Below are 22,813 nucleotides of genomic sequence, written 5' to 3'. Positions count from 1 at the left end.
AAAAGCAAATTTTGTTCAGTATTGCCTCATAAATCATTATTATTTCTTGGCAAATAAACTTGTGACATTATTTTTATGTTTTCTTCTGGATTTTCGATTTGAGTATTAATTATCTGCCTCATTAGCGCCATGCAAAATTTCATACCCATCTCTTCTGTGATTATATCTTTCAGATAAATATTTGTTATTTCATTGTATTCACTGGGAAATTTAACAGAAAAATAAGTCATTTTTTTCTTTTTTACCTCCCATATTCTATATTTGACCTCTGATTTATCATCAATTTTATATTCTTTTGCCTTGGTGAGAAATTTATTTATTCGCCCAGCCTTATCCCAAGTGGCAAGACTTTTGTTTATATAGACTTCATCCCATGTGTCAAAAATAGGAAAGTGCAATAAGAGGTTTCTAATAAAACTAAATAGATCATCGATGATCACTCCTTCAAAAAAAGGTCGTCCTCCTCTTTTCATCCACTTTAAATATTCTTTAAGAGGTAAATTTAATTTTCTGCCGCCGGCAATCGATATGCTACTTATCTGTGTTAGTGCTATCTGCTTTTTGTCTTTCTTGTTAGACTTTGTGCTGGCCATAGCCAACTTTATAATTAATAGCACCCCGTCTCTTAAAATTCATCTTAAATTTGCTAAAATCATTAAAATTTAAAGGAGCCCAAATGTCAAATATCTTAATCATAGGTGCGGGCGGCGTGAGCCAAGTCGCGACCGTAAAATGTGCGATGAACGCGGACGTTTTTACAAAAATCACATTAGCAAGCCGCACCAAAAGCAAGTGCGACGCGATCGCTAAGTTTATCAAAGACCGCCTTGGCGTGCAGATCGATACCGCCCAGATCGACGCGGACGACACCGATGCGGTCGTAAATTTAATCAAAAAAAAGGGCGCCGAGCTACTGCTAAACGTCGCGCTGCCGTACCAGGACCTAACGCTGATGGAAGCGTGCTCTCGCGCCGGCATACCTTACATCGACACCGCAAACTACGAGCACCCCGACACCGCCAAATTTGAATACAAACTACAATGGGCGAAGGACGGCGAGTTTAAAGCCGCAAACACGATGGCGCTGCTGGGAAGCGGCTTTGATCCGGGCGTGACTAACGTATTTTGCGCCTACGCACAGCAAAATTTATTTGACGAGATCGGCGAGATCGACATCTTAGACTGCAACGCGGGCGATCACGGCTATCCGTTTGCGACGAATTTTAACCCTGAAATCAACCTGCGCGAAGTGAGCGCAAAGGGCCGCTACTGGGAGCGCGGCGAGTGGAAAGAGACCGAGCCGATGCAGATTTCGTTCAAATGGGACTATCCGAAAGTGGGCGTCAAGGACAGCTATCTACTCTACCACGAGGAGCTAGAAAGCTTAGTAAAAAACATCAAAGGGCTAAAACGAATCCGCTTTTTCATGACCTTTGGACAAAGCTACCTAACTCACATGAAGTGCCTAGAAAACGTCGGCATGCTTCGCATCGACGAGGTCGAGCATAACGGCGTGAAAATCGTTCCGATACAGTTTCTAAAGACGCTACTGCCTGATCCTGCGAGCCTCGGTCCTCGCACGAAGGGCAAAACCAACATCGGATGCGTGATCCGCGGGCTCAAAGACGGCAAAGAGCGCCAAGTCTATATCTATAACGTCTGCGACCACGAGGCTTGCTACGCCGAGACGGGCGCGCAGGCGGTGAGCTACACGACGGGCGTGCCTGCGATGATCGGCTCGATGATGGTCGCAAAGGGCATCTGGAGCGGAAAAGGCGTCTTTAACATGGAAAATTTCGACGCCAAGCCTTTCATGGATGAACTAAATAAGCAAGGCTTGCCGTGGGAGATAATCGAAATGAAGCCAGGAGAAAGATACGAAGTCTAAATTTAGGCTTGTCTTTTTCCGCTATACTTTGTTAAATTTTACCTTGCTTCACTGCTACGGGACATACAGTCCGCCTCATTCGCAAGGTAAAATTTGCCACAAACTCTAATTTCGTGAAAAATTTTTAATAATACTAGATGCAGTATGTATTGCAAGTACAGCAAAATAGATACTCTACTGTTTTATTAGATGAATATTTTCTTTTGGAGTCGGATTTATACCTAGAATAAGAAATAGTAAATTCTTTTAGCCTTCCTTTTTTTTCAAAAACTCCCCTTATTGCTTGTATAGGTATTATTCCTTCGTTATTGTAGCTCATAAATATATATTTTGAATTAGCATTTTCAATCAAATTTTTAAATTCATTATATGCTGTATTTACAAGACAATATTTTGATCTTTTGTCATTTTCTAGTCGCAATCCAGTTTTTCCATAAATCACTGGATTATCATATTTGGCAATTGTTTCTAGTATATGATAATTTGTATAGTATTGTCTGCGATTATACGGAGGGTCTAGATAGAGCACGTCTGTACTAATTCTTTTTATTAAATCGTTTGCATCTTGATTATATATTTCGTGTTCTTGATGGTTAATATATAGTTTGCTTGGCCTAAAATAAAATTCTAATAAAGCTGTCTTTTTAAATTTTTTTAAATATGCTCCATATACTGAAACCGAATTAGAATACTTATCTATGCTTTCTAATAAGGATGAGATGAGAAAAAAATATTCATCAATTGTGATTACTTTGTTTTTTTTTAAAAACTCTATTTTGGTTCTTATTGCATCACACTTTTTCGCATTTTGTTCTGTAAAATACATCCTGCCATCCTTGCCGGCTGGTGAATAATTTTCTGCAATAAAGCCATGAATCGGTTGTAAAGTATTAAAAAAACGAAATACTTCTTTTAGAATATTATTTTTATCTTTTATTTTTAAAAAATTTACTAATTCTTTAAACTCTGGCTTTTTATGATTTCCTATAAAATGCCTATTTAAAACATATGAATAATACTGTAAATCATTGGCTATTATCTTAAAACCTAATTTCTTAAAATTTAAACCAACCACACCTGTTCCAGAGAATATATCGCAAAATACTCTACAGCTGTCATCTATATTTTCTAATATTATTTTTTCGATGAACGGTAGAAGTTTATTCTTGGCACCTATATAGTTCAATAAACAACCTTTTTACGAATTTCTTATATTTCCAGTTAATATGTCCAGGAAGAGTCTATTCCTCTTATCTGCTGTAAAAACGACACTGTCAAAAGATAATACGTTTATATAGGCTTGGACTGAGGGGATATATGAATAGTAATAATGTAATCTATGTTCCCCGCCGCTTAATATATTAGGTTGGTAGCCTCTTCTTCGTAGTAAATCTTCAAATTTTGTATCAAATTCAAAAAACGAATATACAAAAACGTCTTTTATTTGATTAACCATAATTCTTCTAAAAACATCAGCATATGTTGCCAATTGATCCAAGGCCTTGCTCCTATCATATTCATTTAAGCCTATCCTTTTTAATTCTATAATTACCACATCTTTTGAGCTAATTGATGTTTCATCGTCTGAATATAAAATAAGCAAATCTGGTCTATCTAGTTCATACCCTTGTGGTACTTCTCCTAAATCCATAGCCAATTCTTCTCTAATTTTTTCCATAGTATTGTCGCTTGCGGCAAAGTTAAAAGTCATAAATTTGTCATCGAATAACCAAAAATTATTTTGTGCAACATTTTCCATATTATTGTGATTACTTGTTTTCCTAGGCATTATTAGATCATGTATGTCGCCCTCGGAAAAAAGTTTCTCCGAATCTTTGCTTGTGTTTGTTTGATAAATATTCTTAAGCATCTCTATGATCACCTGACGATAGGCAAAGTAGTGTGCCAGTTGCTCTTGCCCAGTTTCTGTAAAATCTTTTGTTATTTCTATATATTTATCTTTTTGAAAATTTCTTGTTTTTAAAATATTTTCAGAAAATTTTTTGACTTCCTCTTTAACTTTTTTGGATGAATTTTCAAATAATTTTTCAGCATCCTTTTTTATATCATCTATACTTTTAGTAAAATCATCCATATCTTTTACATACCTAGCTAAATAAGGATTTTGATTAATAACTTCTTCTTTTTTTAAATTAAAATCATCCATTATATTAGGAAATTTATCTACAATTATAGCTCTAATTGTCTCTCGTAATTTCAAATTTATAGACGGCATAGTAATAGGCGCTTCTTCTGTTGGGTTATTTTGATTAAAAAAAACTATAAAATCTTCTCTAGAGTCGTCAACTATTTCCTTAAAATAATCAGAAGTCAAACAAAAAATAATAGAAGGCCTGCCTGGTAAATCATCACTAACTTTAGTATCATTCGGGAAATCTTTAATTTTTCTATAGGCAGCTGCATAAAATTGCATATTTTTTCTTGCATCATCATTTTCTATTCTGTAATAAAGCTTAAAAACCTTTGTTATACTACTATCGTTAGAAGAAACGCTAAATACTTTTTCTTTAAAATTATAGGATAGCATCTTGTTGCTTATGAGCTTTTTGTTTATCCACTCCTGATCATCTATAAAAATAGTCAAATTTTTATCATTCGTGCTGTACTCTATAAATAACGGAAGCAGTTCTGTAAAAATATTTTCTTTTATTTGGTCTAAGTTAAATTCTTTGTTTTGATAAGCCTGTTTTAAATTTTTGTACTCTGTTATAGTATAACTTTTATCGCTACTTTTTTCTTCTCTAGCAAGTTCATCTATTGAATTATAATTAAAATTAACGTTAAAATTTATTTTTGTTTCTTTCCCGAGTTCTTGCCCGTTGTTTTTAGTTTGACTTGTTATGAATATATCGTCAAATACTTTTAAACATAATATTCTTCCGCTACCAAGAGCTCCCTTGTCAGCATTTCTTTCAGTATACAATGTTAAAAAGGCGTCCGCATCTTCGTCGGTGAACCCATGCCCATTATCTTCGATACTATAGCTGACTATATTATAAATGGATCCTTCGCCGCCATGCTCTTCTAGCTGAAATTTTATTTTTATAATATCGGCGTCAGCCTGTATTGAGTTTATAATGCTTTCGTAAAGCGGTCTGAAAAAATCTGGACTTTTCTTGATTCTCTTAATGGCCTGAGCTATATTTACTTTCATGTACAATCCTTATGTTTTCTGCCCTATTCTATCAAAATATTTTTTTAAAAAATATTTAAAAACTCAAATTTTGTAAGAAAATTTAGCAATATTGCCTTGTTGCTTTGTGTTTACAAAGTAAGGTTAAAAATGAGAAATTTTTTATGAAAAAATGAGGAAGTATTGCTTAAGCGAAAAATACTATACCTTATAATCTTGTATTTAAATTTGTTCGGTTACATAATTTGTCGCAAAATTTAGTTTACCTTGATGAAGGTTTCTTGAAAAAACCCAAGCAAAACTAAGTAGAATTTTTACCCCGCTTGTATTAAATTTATGCCAAAAATTTTACATTAAATTTACTCCAAGCTTCTGTACTGAAGGCATTTAAATTTTAGCTATAATCACACAAAATTCACACGGTAAATTTGGGCAAATTTAAATCTAGTCGCGCAAACCCCGCGCCCACTCAAATAACAACAAAAGGAAAAATTTGAACTCTTCAAGAACTTCACTATCTTTTTTAGTCGTACTAAGCGCGCTCATGGCATGTACATCGCTATCTACGGACGTATATCTGCCCGCTATGCCTACGATGGAGCGACAGTTGCATGGCGATGCGGAGCTCACGATAACGGGCTTTTTGATCGGCTTTGCTATCGCACAGCTCGTATGGGGCCTATCAGCGATAGGATCGGGCGTAAAATCCCGCTTTTTATCGGTATGGCGCTCTTTGCGATCGGATCAGTAGGATGCGCGATGTCGGACACTATGACTAGCGTAGTGTTCTGGCGCGTGTTTCAGGCCGTGGGTGCGTGCGTAGGACCGATGCTAAGCAGGGCGATGATTAGCGATCTTTTCGGTAGCTCGCAGGCCGCACAGATGCTCTCTACGCTAGTTATCATCATGGCGATAGCGCCGATAGTGGGTCCGTTATTGGGCGGCGCGATACTGGAGTTCGGCTCTTGGCACGGGATATTTTGGCTGATGGCGCTAGCTAGCGCGATTATGTTTGCAATGATTTTTTCTCTACCGGAGACCTTGCCGCTGCAAAAGCGCTCCACAAAGCCCATCGTATCATCTTTTAGAAACTATCTAAGATTATTGCAAGACGCCAAATTTATGCGCTACACTCTTAGCGTGACGTTTTTCTATGTAGCCGCCTATGCCTTTATCACGGGCTCATCGTTTGTATATATCGATTATTTCGGCATTCCTAGCAAATACTACGGATTTTTATTCGGCATAAACATCGTGGGCGTCATGGCGCTAAGTTTCGTAAACAAAAATCTGGTAAAGCGCTATGCGCTAAACCGTCTACTCATAGTCTCCACTCTCGTTGCCGCGCTTGCTGCCAGCGTGCTGTTTGCGTTTGCGTTTTTCAAAACTGGCGGCGTTCTTAGCGTGATAATCCCGATGTTTTTCGTTTTTAGCATGAACGGCATCATCGCTTCTTGCTCCAATGCCGCCGCTCTTGATAGCGTGCCGCAGGAGATGAAGGGCTCGGTCGCTGCGCTCATCGGCTCGCTGCAATACGGCAGCGACATCCTCTCCTCGGCGATGCTTGCGGCATTTTCCGCGGGTACGCCGCGAGTGATGTTTTGGATCATAGCGCTGTTTGTTTGGCTAAGCGCGCTTGCTGCATATTTAATAAGTAAATTTTAAATTGCGGCGAAATTTTATAATTTGCCATCGAGTCCGGCTCTGTTTTAAACAGACGGGCGCTTTCTTAAATTTAAACTCTAGCTAAATTTAGACCGAAATTTTTAAGTAAACTTTGCTATAATCGCCGAAATTTTGAAAAAACCAAGGAGAAAATATGAAACTAATTTACGCCGCTTGCGTGCTCGCTGTGTTTGCTTCGGCTCAGACCGAAACTTTGCAGATGCCGGACTTTGCCAAAAGCTCGATGAAGACGCATGAGCAGGCTGAGGAAAAACTAATCGCAAATGCCCTAAAAGGCGATCTAAGCCAGATCGCAAGCGACCTAAAGATCGACAAAACTCTAAAAGGCGGCGAATCGCTTGTCATTAACGGCGCGCATTACAGAACGATCGAGGGCGATAGCACGCAGTGGAAAGAGGGCGATGTCGTGCGCTTGCTAAGCGGTAATAAGGACGGCAGATGCCTAAGCTCGATCATACTTAATCTGCGCACGAAAACCGTCTGTAAGTTTATGTGCGACGCGTATTAGGCGAGAATTTCGTCTAAACCACAAAAATCCACCGGCTCGGCGCAAGTTTCTTGCAACGACCGGTTGTTTCTGCTATTTAGCCATAGCATAGATCGCTAAATATATGCCTATGAATAAAACATTGTTATATATTTTTTTAAAGCGTTCGTTATGTTTATTGTCCTATATTTGTTCATTCCGCACCCAGAAGATGGAATTTATAATATGCTAGATATACGCATGTTTATTGGCTTAGTGTTGTTTTGTATCTGCCTTATATTGGATATTTAGTTTACATCTTAATCTCTATCTTTACATATCGTATTTTTTGATGGTCGCCAAAATCACATATCACAAATTTAAATTCTAAACGGCTTGACTTCGGTTGTTTTTAAAATTTTGCTTTTAATATCGATAAATTCTGCTATAATAAACGCAAATTAAACAATGTCGTTAAAAACGTAACGTGGGCGCGATAAAGCGAGTAAAATTTGTAGAGGCAAATTTTAACCCTGCCGCTCGGTATTTCAAACGGCAAATCAAGGAAAAAAATGCAAAAATTTAGAATTACAAACGGTGAATGCCCACGCATGGATATTTTTCTGATCATGACGCTGGTTTATATATTCGGCGTGGCGTGCAGGTTTTTTTGGATATATTGGGCTAGCGGGATCGAGCAGTTTTCTTTTGGCGGCGAGCTCATTATGACAACAAACGACGCCTTTGCGAATGCCGAGGGCGCGCGCGATATGATAGCGGGCTTTCACCAGCCGGGCGATCTTAGCCCGTACGGCGCGTCGATCCCAACTCTAGCATTTTTACTTAGTAAAATTTTACCCGTCAGCCTAAATAGCATTACGATCTATATGAGCGTGTTTTTCGCGCCGCTGGTGGCCGTACCGATTATTTTGATAGCAAGAGAGTATAAGATCCTGGGCGCCGGCATCATCGCGGCACTACTTGCCACCATATTACCGGGATATTATATGAGGACGTTAGGCGGTTATTTCGATAGCGATATGTTAAATATCGTCCTGCCCATGCTGACAATCTGGGCTCTAATCAGACTCACTCAAAACGGCTCGCAACTAAATTTAATCTTGCCCGCGGTCTTTATGGCGCTTTATAGCTGGTGGTATCCAAGCTCGTATTCGTTAAATTTAGCCATAATGGGCATGTTTTTATTTTACACTTTGATATTTGATAGACGAAATGAGATAAATTACAAAGCTACGATTCTTATGGCGGTAGCGGTGATAAATTTTAAAACATACTATGGCGACTATACGATAATAGTAAATTATATTTTATTGCTTAGAATCGTGCTTATCGCGTCGTTATATTTTTTAATGATTAAAATTCCAAGCTCTCAAAACAAGAAAATTCTTTGGATATTGGGTGTTTTGGTAGTTGCTTTGTTTATATATTTCGGTGGGCTTGATCCTATCTTGAGTAAAATGAGAGCATACGTCGGCAAGAGCGTAGGTAAAGTATCGGGTGCTTTTTATTTCTATGGGGTCGGAAGCACAATCAACGAAGTAGCCAATACGGATTTTATGAAATTTATGGGCTATTCTAGCGGAAATATTTTTATATTTATATGCGCTATGGCCGGCTTAATTTTTATGTTTATTAAATTTCGCTCGTTTATTTTGGCTTTGCCGATGCTATTACTTGGATTTTTGGCATTTTTCGGCGGAGTTAGATTTACGATGTATATCACGCCGATAATTGCTTTTGGCTTTGCTTATTTTCTATATTTTACTTTAAATTATTTTGAGATACGAGTTTGGCTTAGAAATTCTATGCTAATTGTGCTGACTTGCTTGGCGCTGCTACCAAGTCTAGATTATATTTATAAATTTCGTGTCGCGCCCGTGCTTATGAGGGGCGCCGTGGCCCCGCTTGCCGAGCTGAAAAGTAAAGTAGACAGAGAGGATTATGTGGTCTCGTGGTGGGACTACGGGTATTTGATCAGATATTATGCCGACGTAAAAGTGGTGGCAGATCCTGGAGGCAGGCAGTTTGGAGATTACGCATTTTTAACGGCGTTTTCTTTTAATAAAGATCAGATAAGCTCGGCTAATATGGCGAGGCTAAATGTCGAATATATCGAAAGGCGTATGAATGAAAATTTTAGCTCGAGCTTGCTTCAAATGCAAAAGGATTATAATGAGCCCGATATCAATAAATTTTTAAAATCCCTGGAAAATAAAAATTTCAAGCTTCCTCAAAAAACCAGAGAGGTGTATTATTACTTCGTACCGCGTATGTTGGATATGCTTCCAAATATTTTAAAATTTTCCGCTATAGATATAACTACGGGCGAGGAGTTTTATACACCATTAGCTTATGTAGGATATGACATTAGGATGGGTGAAGACGGAGTGAGCATAATAGTGGGCAGTGAATGCACATTACCTAGCGCTGATCCGGAATATCTGATTCATGACGGTGAAAAAATGAGTATTAACTCCTACTATCATGTAGGCGAAGTAGACGGCAAACTCGTTAAATTATCAAAGCAGGTAGATGAAAGCTCCGATTTGTTCGTTATATTTTTGCCAGACTATCAAAGGATTTTAGTTTTGGATAAAAGGGTCTTTAACTCGACGTTTATTCAGCTTTTTGTACTGGAAAATTACGACAAAGAGCTATTCGAGCCGGTTTCTTTAACCGATTCTGCGAGGATCTATAGATTGCTAAAGTAAGCTTAGATATATAATAAGAGGTATAGAATTGCAAGGCCTAGTATTTCTTGTTGTGTTGAATATCCTCCTATTTGTCGGGTGTTATATTTACTTTAAATTTAGACCACGTTTTATAAGCTAACGCTAACATAGAGGTTGAAATTTCACCAAAAGGAGTAGATATGAGAAATTTAGTTGCAAAAGTGGCGCTTCTTAGTTCTTTAGCTGCAGTAAGCGCGATGGCGGAGGGGCTTTTCATAGGTGGCGAAGGCGGATACAATTTCAAAAACCAAGCTGCGGGTTTTGATGACGGACAGCCGCAAATCGGCGTTAAAGCCGGATATGACTTCGGCACGTTTAGAGCTTACGGTGGATATTTTTACGGATTTAAGGGCGAGGATTCTAGCTCGAATGCCAATTCGAAAAGAAAGGTTAAATGGAGCACGCACGATTTCGTAGCCGGTGCGGATTTTACGCCGGAGCTTTTCGGCAGATTTAAGCTCGTCCTAGGCGCTTACGCTGGGCTTTCGGTGCTAGATACCGAAGTTAAAATAGACTATAGCAATGGTCGCTGGGTTAGAGCGGACGATACACTGGGCGGCTTTATTTTGGGCGGCAAGATAGGTACCGCGTATGAGTTTGGCTCCAATAGCGAGATTGAAATGGGCTTTAAAGCAAGCAAGGCGTGGTACAAAGACGGCGATTATATCGAAGATAACGACGGTAAAAAATACGGCGTTTACGCAGGATATAATTATAAATTCTAAGAATTTTCATATTTGAGGCGTTGCGCTGCTTTCATAGAGCCTTGATGCTCAGTGGTTTTGCGGTGTATCGGGTGCGGTTGGCTTCGTCGCAAGGCTTTACTAAGTTTTAGTAGAATCTTGCGACGAGGTTTAAATTATTGATGAATTTAACGTCTTCAAATTCCATCATCAAATTTTAACTCATAGAATTTCGTCAATAAAATTCCATCTCGAGCTTTATCGGCGAAATTCCACTCCTGTGCTTTTGGATAAAATTTCGTTCATTTTAGAGATTAGGTTAAAATTTTAATGACGTCAAAAGAAATTTTAGATAAAATCAATATTTTCATACCAAAATTTTACTTAAAGGATAGAGATGAAGAGTTACGTTACGGGCTTTCCGCGTATCGGAGAGCAGCGCGAGTTAAAGAAGGCTTTGGAGAGCTATTGGGCGGGCAAGTGCGATTATAACGCGCTAGAGCGGGTTGCTGCAGAGCTAAAAGATCGTCACATCAAATATCAGCTGGATGCTTGGAGCGGCTTCATTAGCGTAAACGACTTTTCATACTACGATCTGATGCTCGATACCAGTGTGCTTTTCGGCGTGATTCCGCAGCGCTTCGCGGCTCTTTCGGCGCACGAGCAGTATTTTGCGATGGCGCGCGGCAGTAAAGACGCAGTCGCGATGGAGATGACGAAGTGGTTTAACACAAACTACCACTATATCGTGCCTGAGATCTCTGCGTATACGGAATTTAGCCTAAATCCTAGTAAAATTTTAAGCGAGTACAAGGCCGCGAAAAATAATGATTTTAAGGATTCCTGCGCGCTAAAGATAAATTTAATTGGACCTATCACCTATCTTGCGCTTAGCAAATCAAGCGACAAAAGCGATCCACTCGCGCATTTAGATGCCCTTGTCGCGAAATACGAGGGATTGCTAAAGCTTCTTAGCGAGCTTGATAGCGAAGTCGTGGTTCAGATCGACGAGCCGATCTTCGTGACAGATCGCGCGGCTGAGTTAGCGCCAAAGATTGTGCCGATTTATCAGCGCCTAAGCAAGGTCGCAAGCAACGTAAAAATCATCTTTATGACCTATTTCGAGCATGCGACCGAGGCTGTGCGCGAGATAGTAAAGACCGATGTATGGGCGATCGGGCTTGATTTCGTTTACGCAAGCGAAGAGAATATCAAAAAAGAGCTTCAAATTTTAAAAGACGCCAAGACCGTGCTTTTCGCGGGCGTGATCGACGGGCGCAATATCTGGAAGAGCGACATCGATAAAAAGCTCGCTCAGCTCAGAGCCATCGAAGCTTACGTGCCAAAGGAGCGCATCTACGTTGGCACATCCTGCTCGCTTTTGCATGTGCCTTTCACGCTAAAATACGAGGACAGGCTAAATCCGGAGATCAAATCCTGGTTAAGCTTCGCGGTCGAAAAACTAAGCGAAATTTCGATTTTAACCCATCTGTTCTTTGAAATTCCGATGTGCGAGCACGGCATGAAAGCTTACGAGCAGAATCAAAAATCCGCCAAAACTCGCGCTAGCTCGCCGCTAATCCACGACGAAAAGGTCTCTGCTCGCGTGAACTCGCTAAGCAAACTTGAGCGCACCGACCGCTACGAGGATCGCATCAAGGTGCAGAAAAAAGAGCTTGGATATGGAATTTTACCTACCACTACGATCGGCTCATTCCCACAGACTGCCGAGCTTCGCCAGGTTCGCAATGCCTACAAAAAGGGACTTTTAGCGCGCGAGGATTATGAGAAGCAGATCAAAGCCTATATCGACGATTGCGTCAAATTTCAAGACGAGATCGGTCTAGATGTGCTGGTTCACGGCGAGCCCGAGCGTAACGATATGGTCGAGTATTTCGGCGAGCAGATGAGCGGATACGCGTTTAGCGCCAACGGCTGGGTGCAGAGCTACGGCAGTCGCTGCGTGAAGCCACCGCTACTTTTCGGCGATGTGAGCCGCCCAAAACCTATGACCGTGGAGTGGATCAAATACGCTCAAAGCCGCACTAAAAAGATTATGAAAGGCATGCTAACGGGCCCGGTTACGATTATGAACTGGAGCTTCGTGCGCGACGATAAGCCTCGCGAGCAGATCGTAAAACAGCTTGCGCTCGCGATTTTTGATGAAATTTCGGATCTGCAAGACGCGGGCATTAAGATCATTCAAGTGGATGAGGCGGCGTTTAAAGAGGGCTATCCGCTACGCGTGGAAAATATCCCTGCGTATGAAAAATTTGCCGTAAACGCTTTTAAGCTCGCCGTTAGCGCAGCCAAGGCGCAGACGCAGATCCACACGCATATGTGCTATTCGGAATTTAACGACATCATCAAAACGATCGAGGCGATGGACGCCGACGTAATCAGCATCGAGACCGCTCGCAGCGGCAACGAGCTGCTTAAAATTTTTAGATCGGTCGGCTACAAGCAGGAGGTCGGTCCCGGCGTTTACGACATCCACAGCCCGCGAATTCCTAGCGTGCATGAGCTCGTAAGCCAGATCCGCGCGCTACTTGAAGTGCTTCCGAAAGAGCAGCTGTGGATCAACCCGGACTGCGGCTTAAAAACGCGCAAATGGGAAGAAGTGGAGCCGAGCTTAAAAAATATGGTCGAAGCGGTAAGAATCATCCGCACAGAGGGGTAAATTCCGCGAAGAAAAAGACTTTGCTGTCGGGTAAAAGTCCACCCGGCAGTCCCGTTTTGCGATAGAATTATGTAGAGCGTTTATTTCGAGCATGGACCGTTAAAATATCTGTGCGAAATTTACTTCGAACGAGCATGAAAGGGCGGTGAGAGATTTCTACGCGTCTGCTTGGCAAGTATATTTGATAGCTGCTAAGTAATACGGCGATGTGAAATTTTGCGCGAGATTTACGGATTTCTCAGTTGGGCATGCGCGGGATCTTTTTAAAATGCGACGTAAAATTTCATCTCGACTGCTAGCTTAGAATTTCATCGCAACTGCTCGTTTGATTGAGATACGGAGCGTAAATTTTATCGCGATTGCCCTGAAGGCGGGCTGGGGCAAGTGATAAATTTTAAAATTTTAGCAATCAGCTCTTGCGCGCACAAACCTCGTCAGCCTAATAAAAAACACTGAAATTTGCAATTTTACGCGGCGTTTCATGAACTGTTCGCGCCGCTAAATTAGAATTTCAAAACACGAGCCAAAGCCGGTATCTTTGCGCTAGAAATTTTAAATTGCAAATTAAAATTTACATTATCTCGTTAGAATGGTTAGATTGCGAAGCAAGATTCGGCTCTGCTAGGTTAAATTTCAGCTCAGACTAAAATCTATGTAGCGCATAAATTTACGACTAATTTTGCCTAGTGAGCTCGAATTTGCGCTGTTGTGCTAAAATTCGAGTCTAGAGCCAAAATTTTACGACGCGGAACTCATTGATTTTAACTTGTGTTTTTTGTAAGAAAGAACGAGCGAGGCTAGCGCAAGGCGCGTTTGCGTTACCATAAAATTAAAAGAGCCTTTATGGCGGCGCAGATCTGCAATTTGCAGTAAAAATTAAAAGCTATGATTTTGGCTCATAAGGCGCAGCTTTTAGATGGTTTCTATCACGCTTTAAAGTGAGATTTACTTAGTAATTTCGCGCGATAGATTTTAACGGGCGGAATTTTATCATCGCTGCAAAATTTAGGCTTTTAGATTTTATTTTGTAGGATTTTAGCAGCATCGCGCGCGTCTAATTATGGCATGATTCCAAGGCGCTTATTTTTAAATCCTGCGGGTAGAATCTGCGAGACTGCGTTTGCGAGGTTTCGTGGGAATTTGATGGCAAAGCGCTCAGCGCGTTTAAAAATTTTATTCGTGCATCGAGCCCTCATTTGCGTTTCAAATTTTGCCATTGTGGCGGAATTTTGCTCACGCGGCAAGAGCTTGCATGCAAGCTGTCCGTGAATCTAAGGATTTGGACGCTAAATTTATTCGCGCATTTAACAGCGTAATGCCGCACCTGCGCATAAAATCTCGCGTTGTAAGCGTCTAAAAGCCGCAAGAGCTTTAAAAATTTAAATTGGAAAGATTGAATGACATTTTTTTCGCCCGAGTTTGTCCTTGCTTTTTTAGCGTTTTTAATCGTTTATTGGACGCTCAAAAATCATATTTTCGCGCAAAAAATCCTGATCCTGTTAGCAAGCTACGGCTTTATGTGCTCCGTAAATCCGCGCTTTGCGCTAGTGCTTGCAGCCTATAGTGCTTTCGTATATTTTGCAGGGGTGTGTATCGCGCACGCTAATCGCGTAGTCGCGAAAGCCATACCACCCGCAAAGCAGTCTTCGCGCAAGAAAAAGCTATCGCGTAAAGCGGCAGCCAAGCAGATGAGCGCAACAAAACAAGCTGGCATAGCAAAGCAGGTGCAAAAAGCGGGGTTAGCGAGGCAACTCCCATTACCCACTACGAAGGCGCGTGCAGTGATGCTTACGGCGGTTGCTGGTGGCTTATTTTTTCTCGCGTTTTTCAAATATTACGGCTACGTCAGGGAGCTTTTCAATGCCGCGCTTGCTGCGCTGCACCTAGGTGCCGTCGATAGTGTGGCGTTTCCGCTTGGAATTTCATATTATGTTTTTATGTCGATCACCTATTTCGTCTCGGTTTATAGGCGCGAATGCGGCGAGCAGGGCTTTTTGAGCTTGGCGTGCTTTTTAGCATTTTTCCCCAGCGTCGTGATGGGTCCTATCGGGCGCGCTAGCGCTGCCAAGGGCGTAGAGCCAGTGCTGCCACAGTTTGATCGCTTCAAGCACTTTGGCAATGCCGATGAAATTTATGTGCTTATAATTTTTGCCTTAGTTAAGCTGCTGCTTATTAGCGGCTATTTGGGCGCGTATTATAGCGATGTGATTTCAGGCGTTTACGGCGATGAGCCTGAGTCCTCCGCGGCGCAAATTCTAGCCGCACTGCTGCTTTATGGCGTGGTGCTTTATACGAATTTTAGCGGTTTTATCGATATGGCACGTGCGCTTGGGCTTGCTATGGGCTTTAAGCTGCCACAGAATTTTAATATGCCTTATGCAGCTAAGAATTTAGGCGAGTTTTGGGATCGCTGGCATATCAGCTTATCCACGTTTATACGCGATTATATTTATATCCCGCTTGGTGGCTCGCGCAGGGGTTTTACGCGCACCTGCGTAAATTTGCTAATCGCGTTTGCGCTCTCAGGCATTTGGCACGGCGCGGGATTAAATTTTTTGATTTGGGGGCTTTTGCACGGAGCAGCGCTTGTATTTTTAAAATGTCTTGCCAAAGTGGGCGTAAAGCCGCTAAATCCGCATTTGGCGCTATTTTGCACCTATATTTTTGTAAGTTTCGCTTGGATTTTTTTCGCCAATTCCTTGCCGGATGCGGTGGCGATTTTGAGTGCTTTTACCCGCGCACGAGCTTTTGGAGATATTAGCGAGTTAGCGGCGCTTGCGGGGATTTTAGCTGGGATTTTTGTTTATCCTAAAATTTCAGCTCTTAAAGATACTTTGATCGCGCTTTTTGCCGAGCTGCCATTTTTGCCTAAAGCTCTCGCGCTCGGCGTGATTTTTACGCTGATTTTTGCGCTGATGCCAAGCGGAATTCCAAATTTCATCTACGCAGGATTTTAGATGCTTAGGTTTGTTTCGACTCTGCTTTTTGCGCTGTTTTTCTCGGCATTTTTTATGCAAGGCTCGCTGCTTTATTATTTGGAGCAGAGATTTCACGATGATTTTGGGCTGGAAGAATGGCTGCGCCGCTCGCCGTTTCGCGTAGGCGGAGAGATCTACGAAAAGATTGCAAATGGCGCAGATAAGCTTGAGCAGCGTATCAAAGGCGAGGATATTAGCAAGGATGAGGACGCAAGTCCGCATGGCGGAAGCAAAAATTTTAAAAAACCTGCGCAAGATCGTATGGCGGAAAATCAAGCTTTGCAAAGTACGAGGGTGCGAGATCACGATACTTCGCAAAGCGTTAAACCGCAAGGTAGCAAGCCGCAAGCCCATGCCGCGAAGAATTATGCCTTAAATAATTCTACGCATCATTTAAAGACGCGCCATTCGGTGCAGGAGCCTTACGCACAAAATTCCATCCCTCAAAATTCTACTTCGCAAAATTCCGTGTCACAAAGCCAGACTACAACAAGCTCTGTGCCGCACAGCTCCTCTGCGTCGCAAAATCCCGTCACGGCAAGCGCAACCTTGCAAAGCGGCGAAAATTTCGATTCTCAACTCCCTGCTACGCAGGCCTTGGAGCAGAATTTAACGGTGCAAAGCTCCGCGGAGATCGATGCTAAAATTTCGCTTAGCGACGATGGCAAAATCCGTCTAAATGCAGGCGATGAGGTGCTTTTTATGGGCGATAGCCTGATGCAATACGTGGGGATGAATGCTAAGAAATTTTTCCCGAAGCGAAGCCTGAGGGTGATCGATCTTAGCAAGCAATCTACGGGGCTTGCGAGTAAGAAATCCTTTGACTGGCAAAAGACGCTCGATACCGCGCTTCGCGAAAACGGCGGCGTTAAGCTCGTAGTCGTGCTGCTGGGCGCCAACGACGTCTGGGAGTACCGCGCAGGGGGTAAAACTTATGGCATTAAAACGCCGCGCTGGCGAGAGTTTTACGCCTCAAGAGTGCGCGAGATCTACGATACGGCGCACTCGCACGGCGCGGGAGTGCTGTGGCTAGCGATGCCGTGTATGCAAAAGCCGGATTTTGAGGAGAAAACGCAGCTGCTAAATCAAATATATGCCGACGCTAGTATGGCGCTTGGCGGGTATTTTATGCAAACAACCCCGCTGGTGTGCGAAAAAGGCGTCTATAAAACCTATCTGCAAAGCGGCTCCAAGCTCGTGCGCGTGCGCCAAGACGACGGCATTCATATGAGCAAAGAGGGTTGCGAAGCGGTAGCGAAAGAAATTTTATCAAGGATTGAAGTTGAGTAAATTTATAGTGATTTTATTTGCTGCATTATTAGGCGGATGCGCGGCAAACGCAGGCGTTCGCGGCATAAATTCCGCAAACGCAAAAAGCTCTGCGGGCTTTGGAGTGAAATTTTTTGGCGATTCGCATTTAGGAAGCGACGCGCTGATAGATGCTTTCAGACATGGTTTTTTCGTGCAAAACAGCGTCGGCTTCGTGCCTGCAATGATGCCTAAATATCACAAAAGCGAAAATATAGAATTTAAGCAAAGCGGCTTTAATGTAATCTCATCCCGCACCGAGCAAGACCCCGATTTCCCACTATGCGGAGTGATCGCTACCGGCAAAAAGGGCGCTAATGTGCGACTGGAGCTAAAGCAGCTTAGCGGCGATTTTTACGTCGAAATTTTACATAAATCGGATCAGGGCGGCGAGATTTTTCGCGTACGCGATGCAAGTGGGCTAAGCGCGTATATTTCGCAAGAAGTGCCGCAGAAATGGGAGTATTCTAAGCTGCGACTTAGATTTCCGATCGAAATTCGATCGCTGCGTGACGGAGCAGAACTTGGAGGATATAAAATTTACCGCAAAAACGCGCGCTTTGCAGACTCTTGCGCGAGCAACGGCGCGTTTAGCAACCTCTACGAAAAATGGGGTGCAGATGCCTTTGGTAGGGATTTTTCGGGACTTAGATACGATCTCGTAGTCATCGCTTACGGCACAAACGATGCGATGGATCCGAAATTTGACGAGCAAAAATTCTACCAAAGCGTCCGTGGGCTGCTTCGCTCCGTCCGCTCCGCAGCTCCTGGTGTAAAAATCTTGCTCGTAGCGCCGCCGCGAAGCCCTAAAGTGCCAAACGCCTCACGCGCTGCGGAGGTGCTAGCGCATCTAGCGCGAGACGAAGGGGCGATGTTTTACGACATAGCCGGTCTTATGGACGAGGATGGTGGCTGGCGTGGCTGGCGCGAGCGCGGGCTGATTCGCCCTGACGAAATCCACTTGCAAAAAGAGGGCTACGAAAAAATTGGCGCAGCGCTGGCGACGAAATTGCGAGGCAGACTTTAAATTTAGTCTTTAAATTTACGCGGCTCGCCGTAAAATTTACAAAGTTCGTCGCTAAATTTAAAATTTAGCGGCAGTAAGCAAAGCTACGCCTGCTCGGATTTCGCCGCTTAGATCTGCGCCGCGAAATTTAAATCGGAAGCTGCGGCTTTAAATTTACGTGGCAACAGGCTTGATGCCTGCGTTTTTTAAAATACCTCGCCTAAATTTACGCTTGTGATTTGGATTAAATTTGCGTGGTTGCGGATCGGAGCACAGAGGGTCGTGCGGCGTGCACCGCGTAAAATTTAGCGCTTAAAATTTCTATTCGCATGGGCTGCGGCAAAGCGCGGTGAGTTAAATTTAAGAAAGCAAAAAAAGGAGAGGCAGATGATATATCTTTGCGGCGATACGCACGGCATAAACGAGATCGGCAAAATAACGAACAAGGCCTTTGCGGGCGGGCTTAGCGCCGATGATTTCGTCATCGTGCTCGGAGATTTCGGGCTATTTTGGAGCGAGCGGATAGATGAGTTTATGGCGCGCAAAAATATAGAAAGATATTTCCCCGCTACGCTTCTTTTTATCGACGGCAATCACGAAAATTTCGATATGTTGGATGAGCTGCCGCGCGAGCGAAAATTCGGCGGCACCGTGGGCGTGGGCGGCGAGAATATTTTTTGGCTGCGGCGCGGCGAAATTTACGAGATTGCAGGGCGACATTTTTTGTGCTTCGGTGGCGCGCTTAGCGTCGATAAGGTGCATCGGATACCGGGGCTTAGCTGGTGGGCGCGCGAAATTCCGAGCGAGGAGGAGTTTGCTTGTGCGATACGAAATGCGCGCGATTTCATCGCTACGGGCGGGCGGATCGATGCGGTGCTAAGCCACACTGCGCCGTGGTTTGCGATGAAATTTTTAAAAGAATACCTTTGGTGCGGCAAAAGCACTCCCGATAAAACGTCTGAGTATTTGGAGAGAATCTTTGAGCTCGTAAGGCCTGAGCGGTGGTATTTCGGGCACTTCCACGGCGATAAGAAATTCCATACGCACGGCTGCGATTTTTATCTCTGCTACGATGAAATTTTAAAATTTGAGGACTAGCCTTGGGCTCACAGCAGCGAAATTTAGGGCTTTGCAAACGACGAAATTTCGCTCATAAATTTTTAAATGCTGAGGCGCGCGGAACCCCAACTTTTATATTAAAATTTAAGCTAGTTCTGCTAGAATGTGGCACTTTTTTAGAAAGGAATAAAGATGAAGGTTGTAATTACTTATTGTAATTCTTGATCTTATAGACCGCAAGCTCTCCGTGTGAGAGATGAAATAACAAGCGTCTATAAGGATGCAGTTGTCGAGTTGGTCCCTGGTGGCAGCGGAGACTTTCTAGTAGAAGTTGACGGCAGAAAGCTTTTCTTCAATAAAGATTTTGCTAAGCCTCGTTTTCCAAGTGAAGGTGAAATTTTAAATCTAATTAAAGTTGCAGCCTAGCTCAAAGCCCGAAAGCGAGTCGTAAGATTTGCTTTCGGACGTTTTTTATACTCAAATTTCATATCCGTAAATTTAATCGTAAAATCATCCTAAATTTGCCAAATCGGCGTTACGCAAAATTTAGACTGAATAATCCCGCACCTCGGCAAATTTAAAAAGCTATTTTAATCAAAATTTACGCAACCGATGCGGTTTAAATTTATCATACGGAGTTTATAAATTTTAAAAGAAAGAGGAATTTTTGCGAAATTAAAATTTCGCAAAAATAGAGAAGTTATTTGTTTGCTTTTTCGATATACTCGCCGCGGACGGTATCTACGCGGATGACCTCGCCTTCGAGCACGTGAAATGGGATCTGTACCACGGCGCCGGTCTCAAGCGTGGCGGGCTTTTTGTTGCTGCCCTGCGTATCGCCGCGGAAATTTGGCGCAGTTTCTACGATTTTAAGCTCCACCACCTGCGGCACATCCACGCCGATCGCTTTGCCGTTGTAAAACATTATATTTACCATCATACCATCTAGCATCCATTTTTTCGCCTCGCCCACGTCCTCGTCGCTAATCGCGATCTGTTCGTAACTATCAGTATCCATGAACTGACACGCCTCGCCGTCGTCGTAGAGATACTGCATCTCTTTTTCCTCAAGATTCGGAGCTTCGCATTTATCGCCGGCGTGGAAGGTCTTTTCAAGCACCTTGCCATCGATGAAAGATTTTATTTTAACGCGCACGAAAGCTGGCCCTTTGCCCGGTTTTACGTGTTGGTATTCTATGATTTTAAACGGAATTCCGTCCACCTCGATTTTTAGACCTTTTTTTAGATCGCCCATTGAATAAGCCATAAATTTCTCCTTAAATTGATAGGGCGCGATTATAACAAATTTTATTTTAAATTGATATAATTGGCGAAATTTTAAGGGGAGGGAAGCTATGAAAAAAATCATCTACGTTTTGGCTACGTGTGCGGCTTTTGCGCTTGGCGCGAATGCGAACGAAGCGGAGTTCGTAAAAAACCTAAAGCAAAGTCTAAATGATAAAAACGCTCAGCTCATCTCGATCGACAAGCTAAACTCGCTAAACGGGCTAAATTTGCTGATCGTCCGCTCGGGCGAGAAAAAAGAGGCGTTTTTGGCTAGCGACGACGCCAAAAGCTTAGTGGCAGTGACCGAGGAGCCCAAGTTCGCGGATGCGGCGGATGCGGCGCTATTTAAGATGAGAACTCAAATTTTAAAGGACGACAGGAACGCCGCCGCGCTTGAGCTGCTAAAGAGCATAAATCCCGCGAGATTCGCCTATATCGAGTCGTTTGATAAAAACAACCCCTATATGACCTACATCGTGGGTGATCCGGAGTGCCCGTATTGCGCCGAGGAGATGAAAAGGATCACGAAGCATCTTCGCAATAGCAATGTAAAATTGATCTTTGCGCCGGTGCACGGCAAGAGCGCGTTTATCAAATCGGCGCTGATTTTAAAGCAGCTGAAAGCCCTCTCGCCGAGCGATCAAAAGGGCGCGATCGACGTGATCGAGAAATACTATAACAAAGACGTGCAGGTAAGCGATGCGGACGTCTCAAAGGCCGAGCTTGACGCCGTGTATGCGGACACCAAGACGCTGTTTTCCAAAGGAGTGATCAAATCGGTGCCATACGTGATCAAGGTGAAAAAATAGTCTAAATTTACGGGATTTAGGGCGCGAGGTTTGTGTGCGAACAGCGCGAGTTTGCTCGCGGTAGCGCAAGTCGCGCGCAGCACAGCCGCCCGTGCGAGCTGAAATTTTACAAAATTCCGTCGCTTTAAAATTTCAAGCGGCGGAATTTAACTTTAAAATTAAGCTCTTGAAGCTTTGCCGTCAAATTTGAAAATATAAAATTTTGCTATCTAAGCCTAATAACGCCGCCGTTTTCATTTAGAATTTTTGCAACTTCGGGTAGTTTATATGTTTGCATGCAGAATTCGTCATTTTGGCTTGCGCCTTTTCGTATCTCCAAACTAGCGTTTTTGCCCGTATCGATTGCGGTTATAGTAAAGCAGCTGACATAGCTCGTCGTGCCTATGCTAATCGAGTTTGGAGCTATCTGCTCGACCCTCATGCTTGTTATCTTGTTTGGATTGTCATCGAATCTACCTTGCGATACGTAAAAATTAATATAGTCTTTTATCACGATTTGCAATTTTTTCGATAATGCCTCGTAGACCTCTTCTTTGCTCATTCTAGAGCCTTCAGTGAAAAATTTCGCCTCTTTTCTTAAAAGCCTACATTTCGGGCTGATTGTATCATTTCTGCATTCCTCCAGTAGATAAGTCAGCCTATTTTTAGGCGCTGTAGAGTTTATCGGCAAACCCGTGGCGGCTAGAAACAAAAAGCATTCCACGTCGAATTCCGTATTTCGCACCTCTTTGCGTTCGCACATAGCTTTTTGTTTTTCATCTTGCGCCTTTACTTCTTGCCTTGATGCCGCTTGCATCATATTTTTATAGAAGATTTTAAAATACGCCATCGCGGCTCGTTCGCAGTTGTCGTAAATCTCTGCCGATTCTTTGGATAGATCGGCTAGGGCGCACGCCTCGGAGACGCTTTTTGCTTTATCCGGATTGGCGGCATAAAAATCCTCCGTTTGAATATCCTCTATTTCTCCCCTATCGCATCCTGCTAAGCTTAAGCTCAAAAGCACGCCTAACGATACTGCCAAGACCCTATTTTTCATGATAATTCCCTTATAATCAT

General features: G+C 42.8%; 18 protein-coding genes. 13 read left to right on the top strand and 5 right to left on the bottom strand.

The features are described from left to right. Positions 1-26: 26 nt before the first annotated feature. Entirely contained in the window at positions 27-593 is a 567-nt protein-coding gene (locus tag Q0224_RS05725; RefSeq protein ID WP_297949802.1) for a hypothetical protein, read from the bottom strand. A gap of 83 nt (positions 594-676) precedes the next feature. Here Q0224_RS05725 and Q0224_RS05720 point away from each other — a divergent pair, with 83 nt between their 5' ends. Continuing rightward, positions 677-1,888 (top strand): saccharopine dehydrogenase family protein, encoded by a 1,212-nt coding sequence (locus tag Q0224_RS05720; RefSeq protein WP_297949800.1) that lies wholly within the window; start codon positions 677-679, stop codon positions 1,886-1,888. Between the two features lie 133 nt (positions 1,889-2,021). Here Q0224_RS05720 and Q0224_RS05715 read toward each other — a convergent pair whose 3' ends face one another. Both Q0224_RS05715 and Q0224_RS05710 read right to left on the bottom strand, forming a co-directional pair. Continuing rightward, positions 2,022-3,074: a DNA adenine methylase gene (locus Q0224_RS05715; RefSeq protein ID WP_297949798.1), complete on the bottom strand. Its 1,053-nt coding sequence runs from the start codon at positions 3,072-3,074 to the stop codon at positions 2,022-2,024. A gap of 12 nt (positions 3,075-3,086) precedes the next feature. Further along, positions 3,087-5,063 carry an ATP-binding protein gene (locus tag Q0224_RS05710; protein WP_297949797.1) on the bottom strand — a complete coding sequence of 659 codons (1,977 nt, stop codon included), beginning with the start codon at positions 5,061-5,063 and terminating at the stop codon, positions 3,087-3,089. 472 nt (positions 5,064-5,535) lie between these two features. Between Q0224_RS05710 and Q0224_RS05705 the strand changes: the two genes are divergently transcribed. The 11 genes from Q0224_RS05705 (at position 5,536) to Q0224_RS05655 (ending at position 20,087) form a co-directional block, all read left to right on the top strand. Next, positions 5,536-5,793, top strand: coding sequence for a hypothetical protein (locus tag Q0224_RS05705; RefSeq protein ID WP_297949796.1), 258 nt, complete (start codon positions 5,536-5,538; stop codon positions 5,791-5,793). Further along, the gene (locus Q0224_RS05700; protein WP_366939505.1) at positions 5,715-6,707 is read left to right on the top strand and encodes a Bcr/CflA family efflux MFS transporter; all 993 of its coding nucleotides are present in this window, start codon (positions 5,715-5,717) and stop codon (positions 6,705-6,707) included. Before Q0224_RS05705 ends, Q0224_RS05700 begins: the two co-directional genes overlap by 79 nt. Before the next feature lie 154 nt (positions 6,708-6,861). Next, the gene (locus Q0224_RS05695) at positions 6,862-7,236 is read left to right on the top strand and encodes a hypothetical protein (RefSeq protein ID WP_297949795.1); all 375 of its coding nucleotides are present in this window, start codon (positions 6,862-6,864) and stop codon (positions 7,234-7,236) included. A gap of 530 nt (positions 7,237-7,766) precedes the next feature. After that, positions 7,767-9,926 carry an STT3 domain-containing protein gene (locus Q0224_RS05690; RefSeq protein WP_297949794.1) on the top strand — a complete coding sequence of 720 codons (2,160 nt, stop codon included), beginning with the start codon at positions 7,767-7,769 and terminating at the stop codon, positions 9,924-9,926. Positions 9,927-10,087: 161 nt separating this feature from the next. Beyond that, positions 10,088-10,672, top strand: a complete 585-nt coding sequence (locus Q0224_RS05685; RefSeq protein ID WP_297949793.1) for a hypothetical protein — start codon at positions 10,088-10,090, stop codon at positions 10,670-10,672. A gap of 355 nt (positions 10,673-11,027) precedes the next feature. Next, positions 11,028-13,310 carry a 5-methyltetrahydropteroyltriglutamate--homocysteine S-methyltransferase gene (gene metE / locus Q0224_RS05680; protein ID WP_297949792.1) on the top strand — a complete coding sequence of 761 codons (2,283 nt, stop codon included), beginning with the start codon at positions 11,028-11,030 and terminating at the stop codon, positions 13,308-13,310. A 1,397-nt stretch (positions 13,311-14,707) separates the two neighbouring features. Further along, positions 14,708-16,267: an MBOAT family O-acyltransferase gene (locus tag Q0224_RS05675; protein ID WP_297949791.1), complete on the top strand. Its 1,560-nt coding sequence runs from the start codon at positions 14,708-14,710 to the stop codon at positions 16,265-16,267. Continuing rightward, complete coding sequence (locus tag Q0224_RS05670) at positions 16,268-17,578, top strand: DUF459 domain-containing protein (protein ID WP_297949790.1); 1,311 nt, start codon at positions 16,268-16,270, stop codon at positions 17,576-17,578. Further along, positions 17,571-18,623 (top strand): GDSL-type esterase/lipase family protein, encoded by a 1,053-nt coding sequence (locus Q0224_RS05665; RefSeq protein WP_297949789.1) that lies wholly within the window; start codon positions 17,571-17,573, stop codon positions 18,621-18,623. Before Q0224_RS05670 ends, Q0224_RS05665 begins: the two co-directional genes overlap by 8 nt. Before the next feature lie 366 nt (positions 18,624-18,989). After that, positions 18,990-19,700 carry a metallophosphoesterase gene (locus Q0224_RS05660; RefSeq protein WP_297949788.1) on the top strand — a complete coding sequence of 237 codons (711 nt, stop codon included), beginning with the start codon at positions 18,990-18,992 and terminating at the stop codon, positions 19,698-19,700. 153 nt (positions 19,701-19,853) lie between these two features. Then, positions 19,854-20,087 carry a SelT/SelW/SelH family (seleno)protein gene (locus Q0224_RS05655; protein ID WP_291940039.1) on the top strand — a complete coding sequence of 78 codons (234 nt, stop codon included), beginning with the start codon at positions 19,854-19,856 and terminating at the stop codon, positions 20,085-20,087. Between the two features lie 274 nt (positions 20,088-20,361). Here Q0224_RS05655 and efp read toward each other — a convergent pair whose 3' ends face one another. Next, positions 20,362-20,928 carry an elongation factor P gene (gene efp, locus Q0224_RS05650; RefSeq protein WP_297901281.1) on the bottom strand — a complete coding sequence of 189 codons (567 nt, stop codon included), beginning with the start codon at positions 20,926-20,928 and terminating at the stop codon, positions 20,362-20,364. Between the two features lie 88 nt (positions 20,929-21,016). Between efp and Q0224_RS05645 the strand changes: the two genes are divergently transcribed. Then, positions 21,017-21,757: a hypothetical protein gene (locus Q0224_RS05645; RefSeq protein ID WP_297949787.1), complete on the top strand. Its 741-nt coding sequence runs from the start codon at positions 21,017-21,019 to the stop codon at positions 21,755-21,757. Between the two features lie 205 nt (positions 21,758-21,962). On the opposite strand, the gene Q0224_RS05640 is transcribed toward Q0224_RS05645, so the two are convergent. Beyond that, the gene (locus tag Q0224_RS05640; RefSeq protein WP_297949786.1) at positions 21,963-22,793 is read right to left on the bottom strand and encodes a hypothetical protein; all 831 of its coding nucleotides are present in this window, start codon (positions 22,791-22,793) and stop codon (positions 21,963-21,965) included. Positions 22,794-22,813: the final 20 nt, after the last annotated feature.

The organism is uncultured Campylobacter sp., assembly GCF_938002845.1.
Taxonomy (GTDB): Bacteria; Campylobacterota; Campylobacteria; order Campylobacterales; family Campylobacteraceae; genus Campylobacter_B.
The sequence above is the reverse complement of the archived record's forward strand: the minus strand, read 5'-3'. Positions and strand labels throughout refer to the sequence as shown.

What these genes read in the sequence shown, in the direction of transcription:
- Q0224_RS05690 (WP_297949794.1), top strand. Translation starts at nt 7,767, where the DNA reads ATGCAAAAATTTAGAATTACAAACGGTGAATGCCCACGCATGGATATT.
- Q0224_RS05685 (WP_297949793.1), top strand. Translation starts at nt 10,088, where the DNA reads ATGAGAAATTTAGTTGCAAAAGTGGCGCTTCTTAGTTCTTTAGCTGCA.
- Q0224_RS05725 (WP_297949802.1), bottom strand. Translation starts at nt 593, where the DNA reads ATGGCCAGCACAAAGTCTAACAAGAAAGACAAAAAGCAGATAGCACTA.
- Q0224_RS05720 (WP_297949800.1), top strand. Translation starts at nt 677, where the DNA reads ATGTCAAATATCTTAATCATAGGTGCGGGCGGCGTGAGCCAAGTCGCG.
- efp (WP_297901281.1), bottom strand. Translation starts at nt 20,928, where the DNA reads ATGGCTTATTCAATGGGCGATCTAAAAAAAGGTCTAAAAATCGAGGTG.
- Q0224_RS05640 (WP_297949786.1), bottom strand. Translation starts at nt 22,793, where the DNA reads ATGAAAAATAGGGTCTTGGCAGTATCGTTAGGCGTGCTTTTGAGCTTA.
- Q0224_RS05645 (WP_297949787.1), top strand. Translation starts at nt 21,017, where the DNA reads ATGAAAAAAATCATCTACGTTTTGGCTACGTGTGCGGCTTTTGCGCTT.
- Q0224_RS05695 (WP_297949795.1), top strand. Translation starts at nt 6,862, where the DNA reads ATGAAACTAATTTACGCCGCTTGCGTGCTCGCTGTGTTTGCTTCGGCT.
- Q0224_RS05700 (WP_366939505.1), top strand. Translation starts at nt 5,715, where the DNA reads ATGGGGCCTATCAGCGATAGGATCGGGCGTAAAATCCCGCTTTTTATC.
- Q0224_RS05660 (WP_297949788.1), top strand. Translation starts at nt 18,990, where the DNA reads ATGATATATCTTTGCGGCGATACGCACGGCATAAACGAGATCGGCAAA.
- Q0224_RS05675 (WP_297949791.1), top strand. Translation starts at nt 14,708, where the DNA reads ATGACATTTTTTTCGCCCGAGTTTGTCCTTGCTTTTTTAGCGTTTTTA.
- Q0224_RS05710 (WP_297949797.1), bottom strand. Translation starts at nt 5,063, where the DNA reads ATGAAAGTAAATATAGCTCAGGCCATTAAGAGAATCAAGAAAAGTCCA.
- metE (WP_297949792.1), top strand. Translation starts at nt 11,028, where the DNA reads ATGAAGAGTTACGTTACGGGCTTTCCGCGTATCGGAGAGCAGCGCGAG.
- Q0224_RS05670 (WP_297949790.1), top strand. Translation starts at nt 16,268, where the DNA reads ATGCTTAGGTTTGTTTCGACTCTGCTTTTTGCGCTGTTTTTCTCGGCA.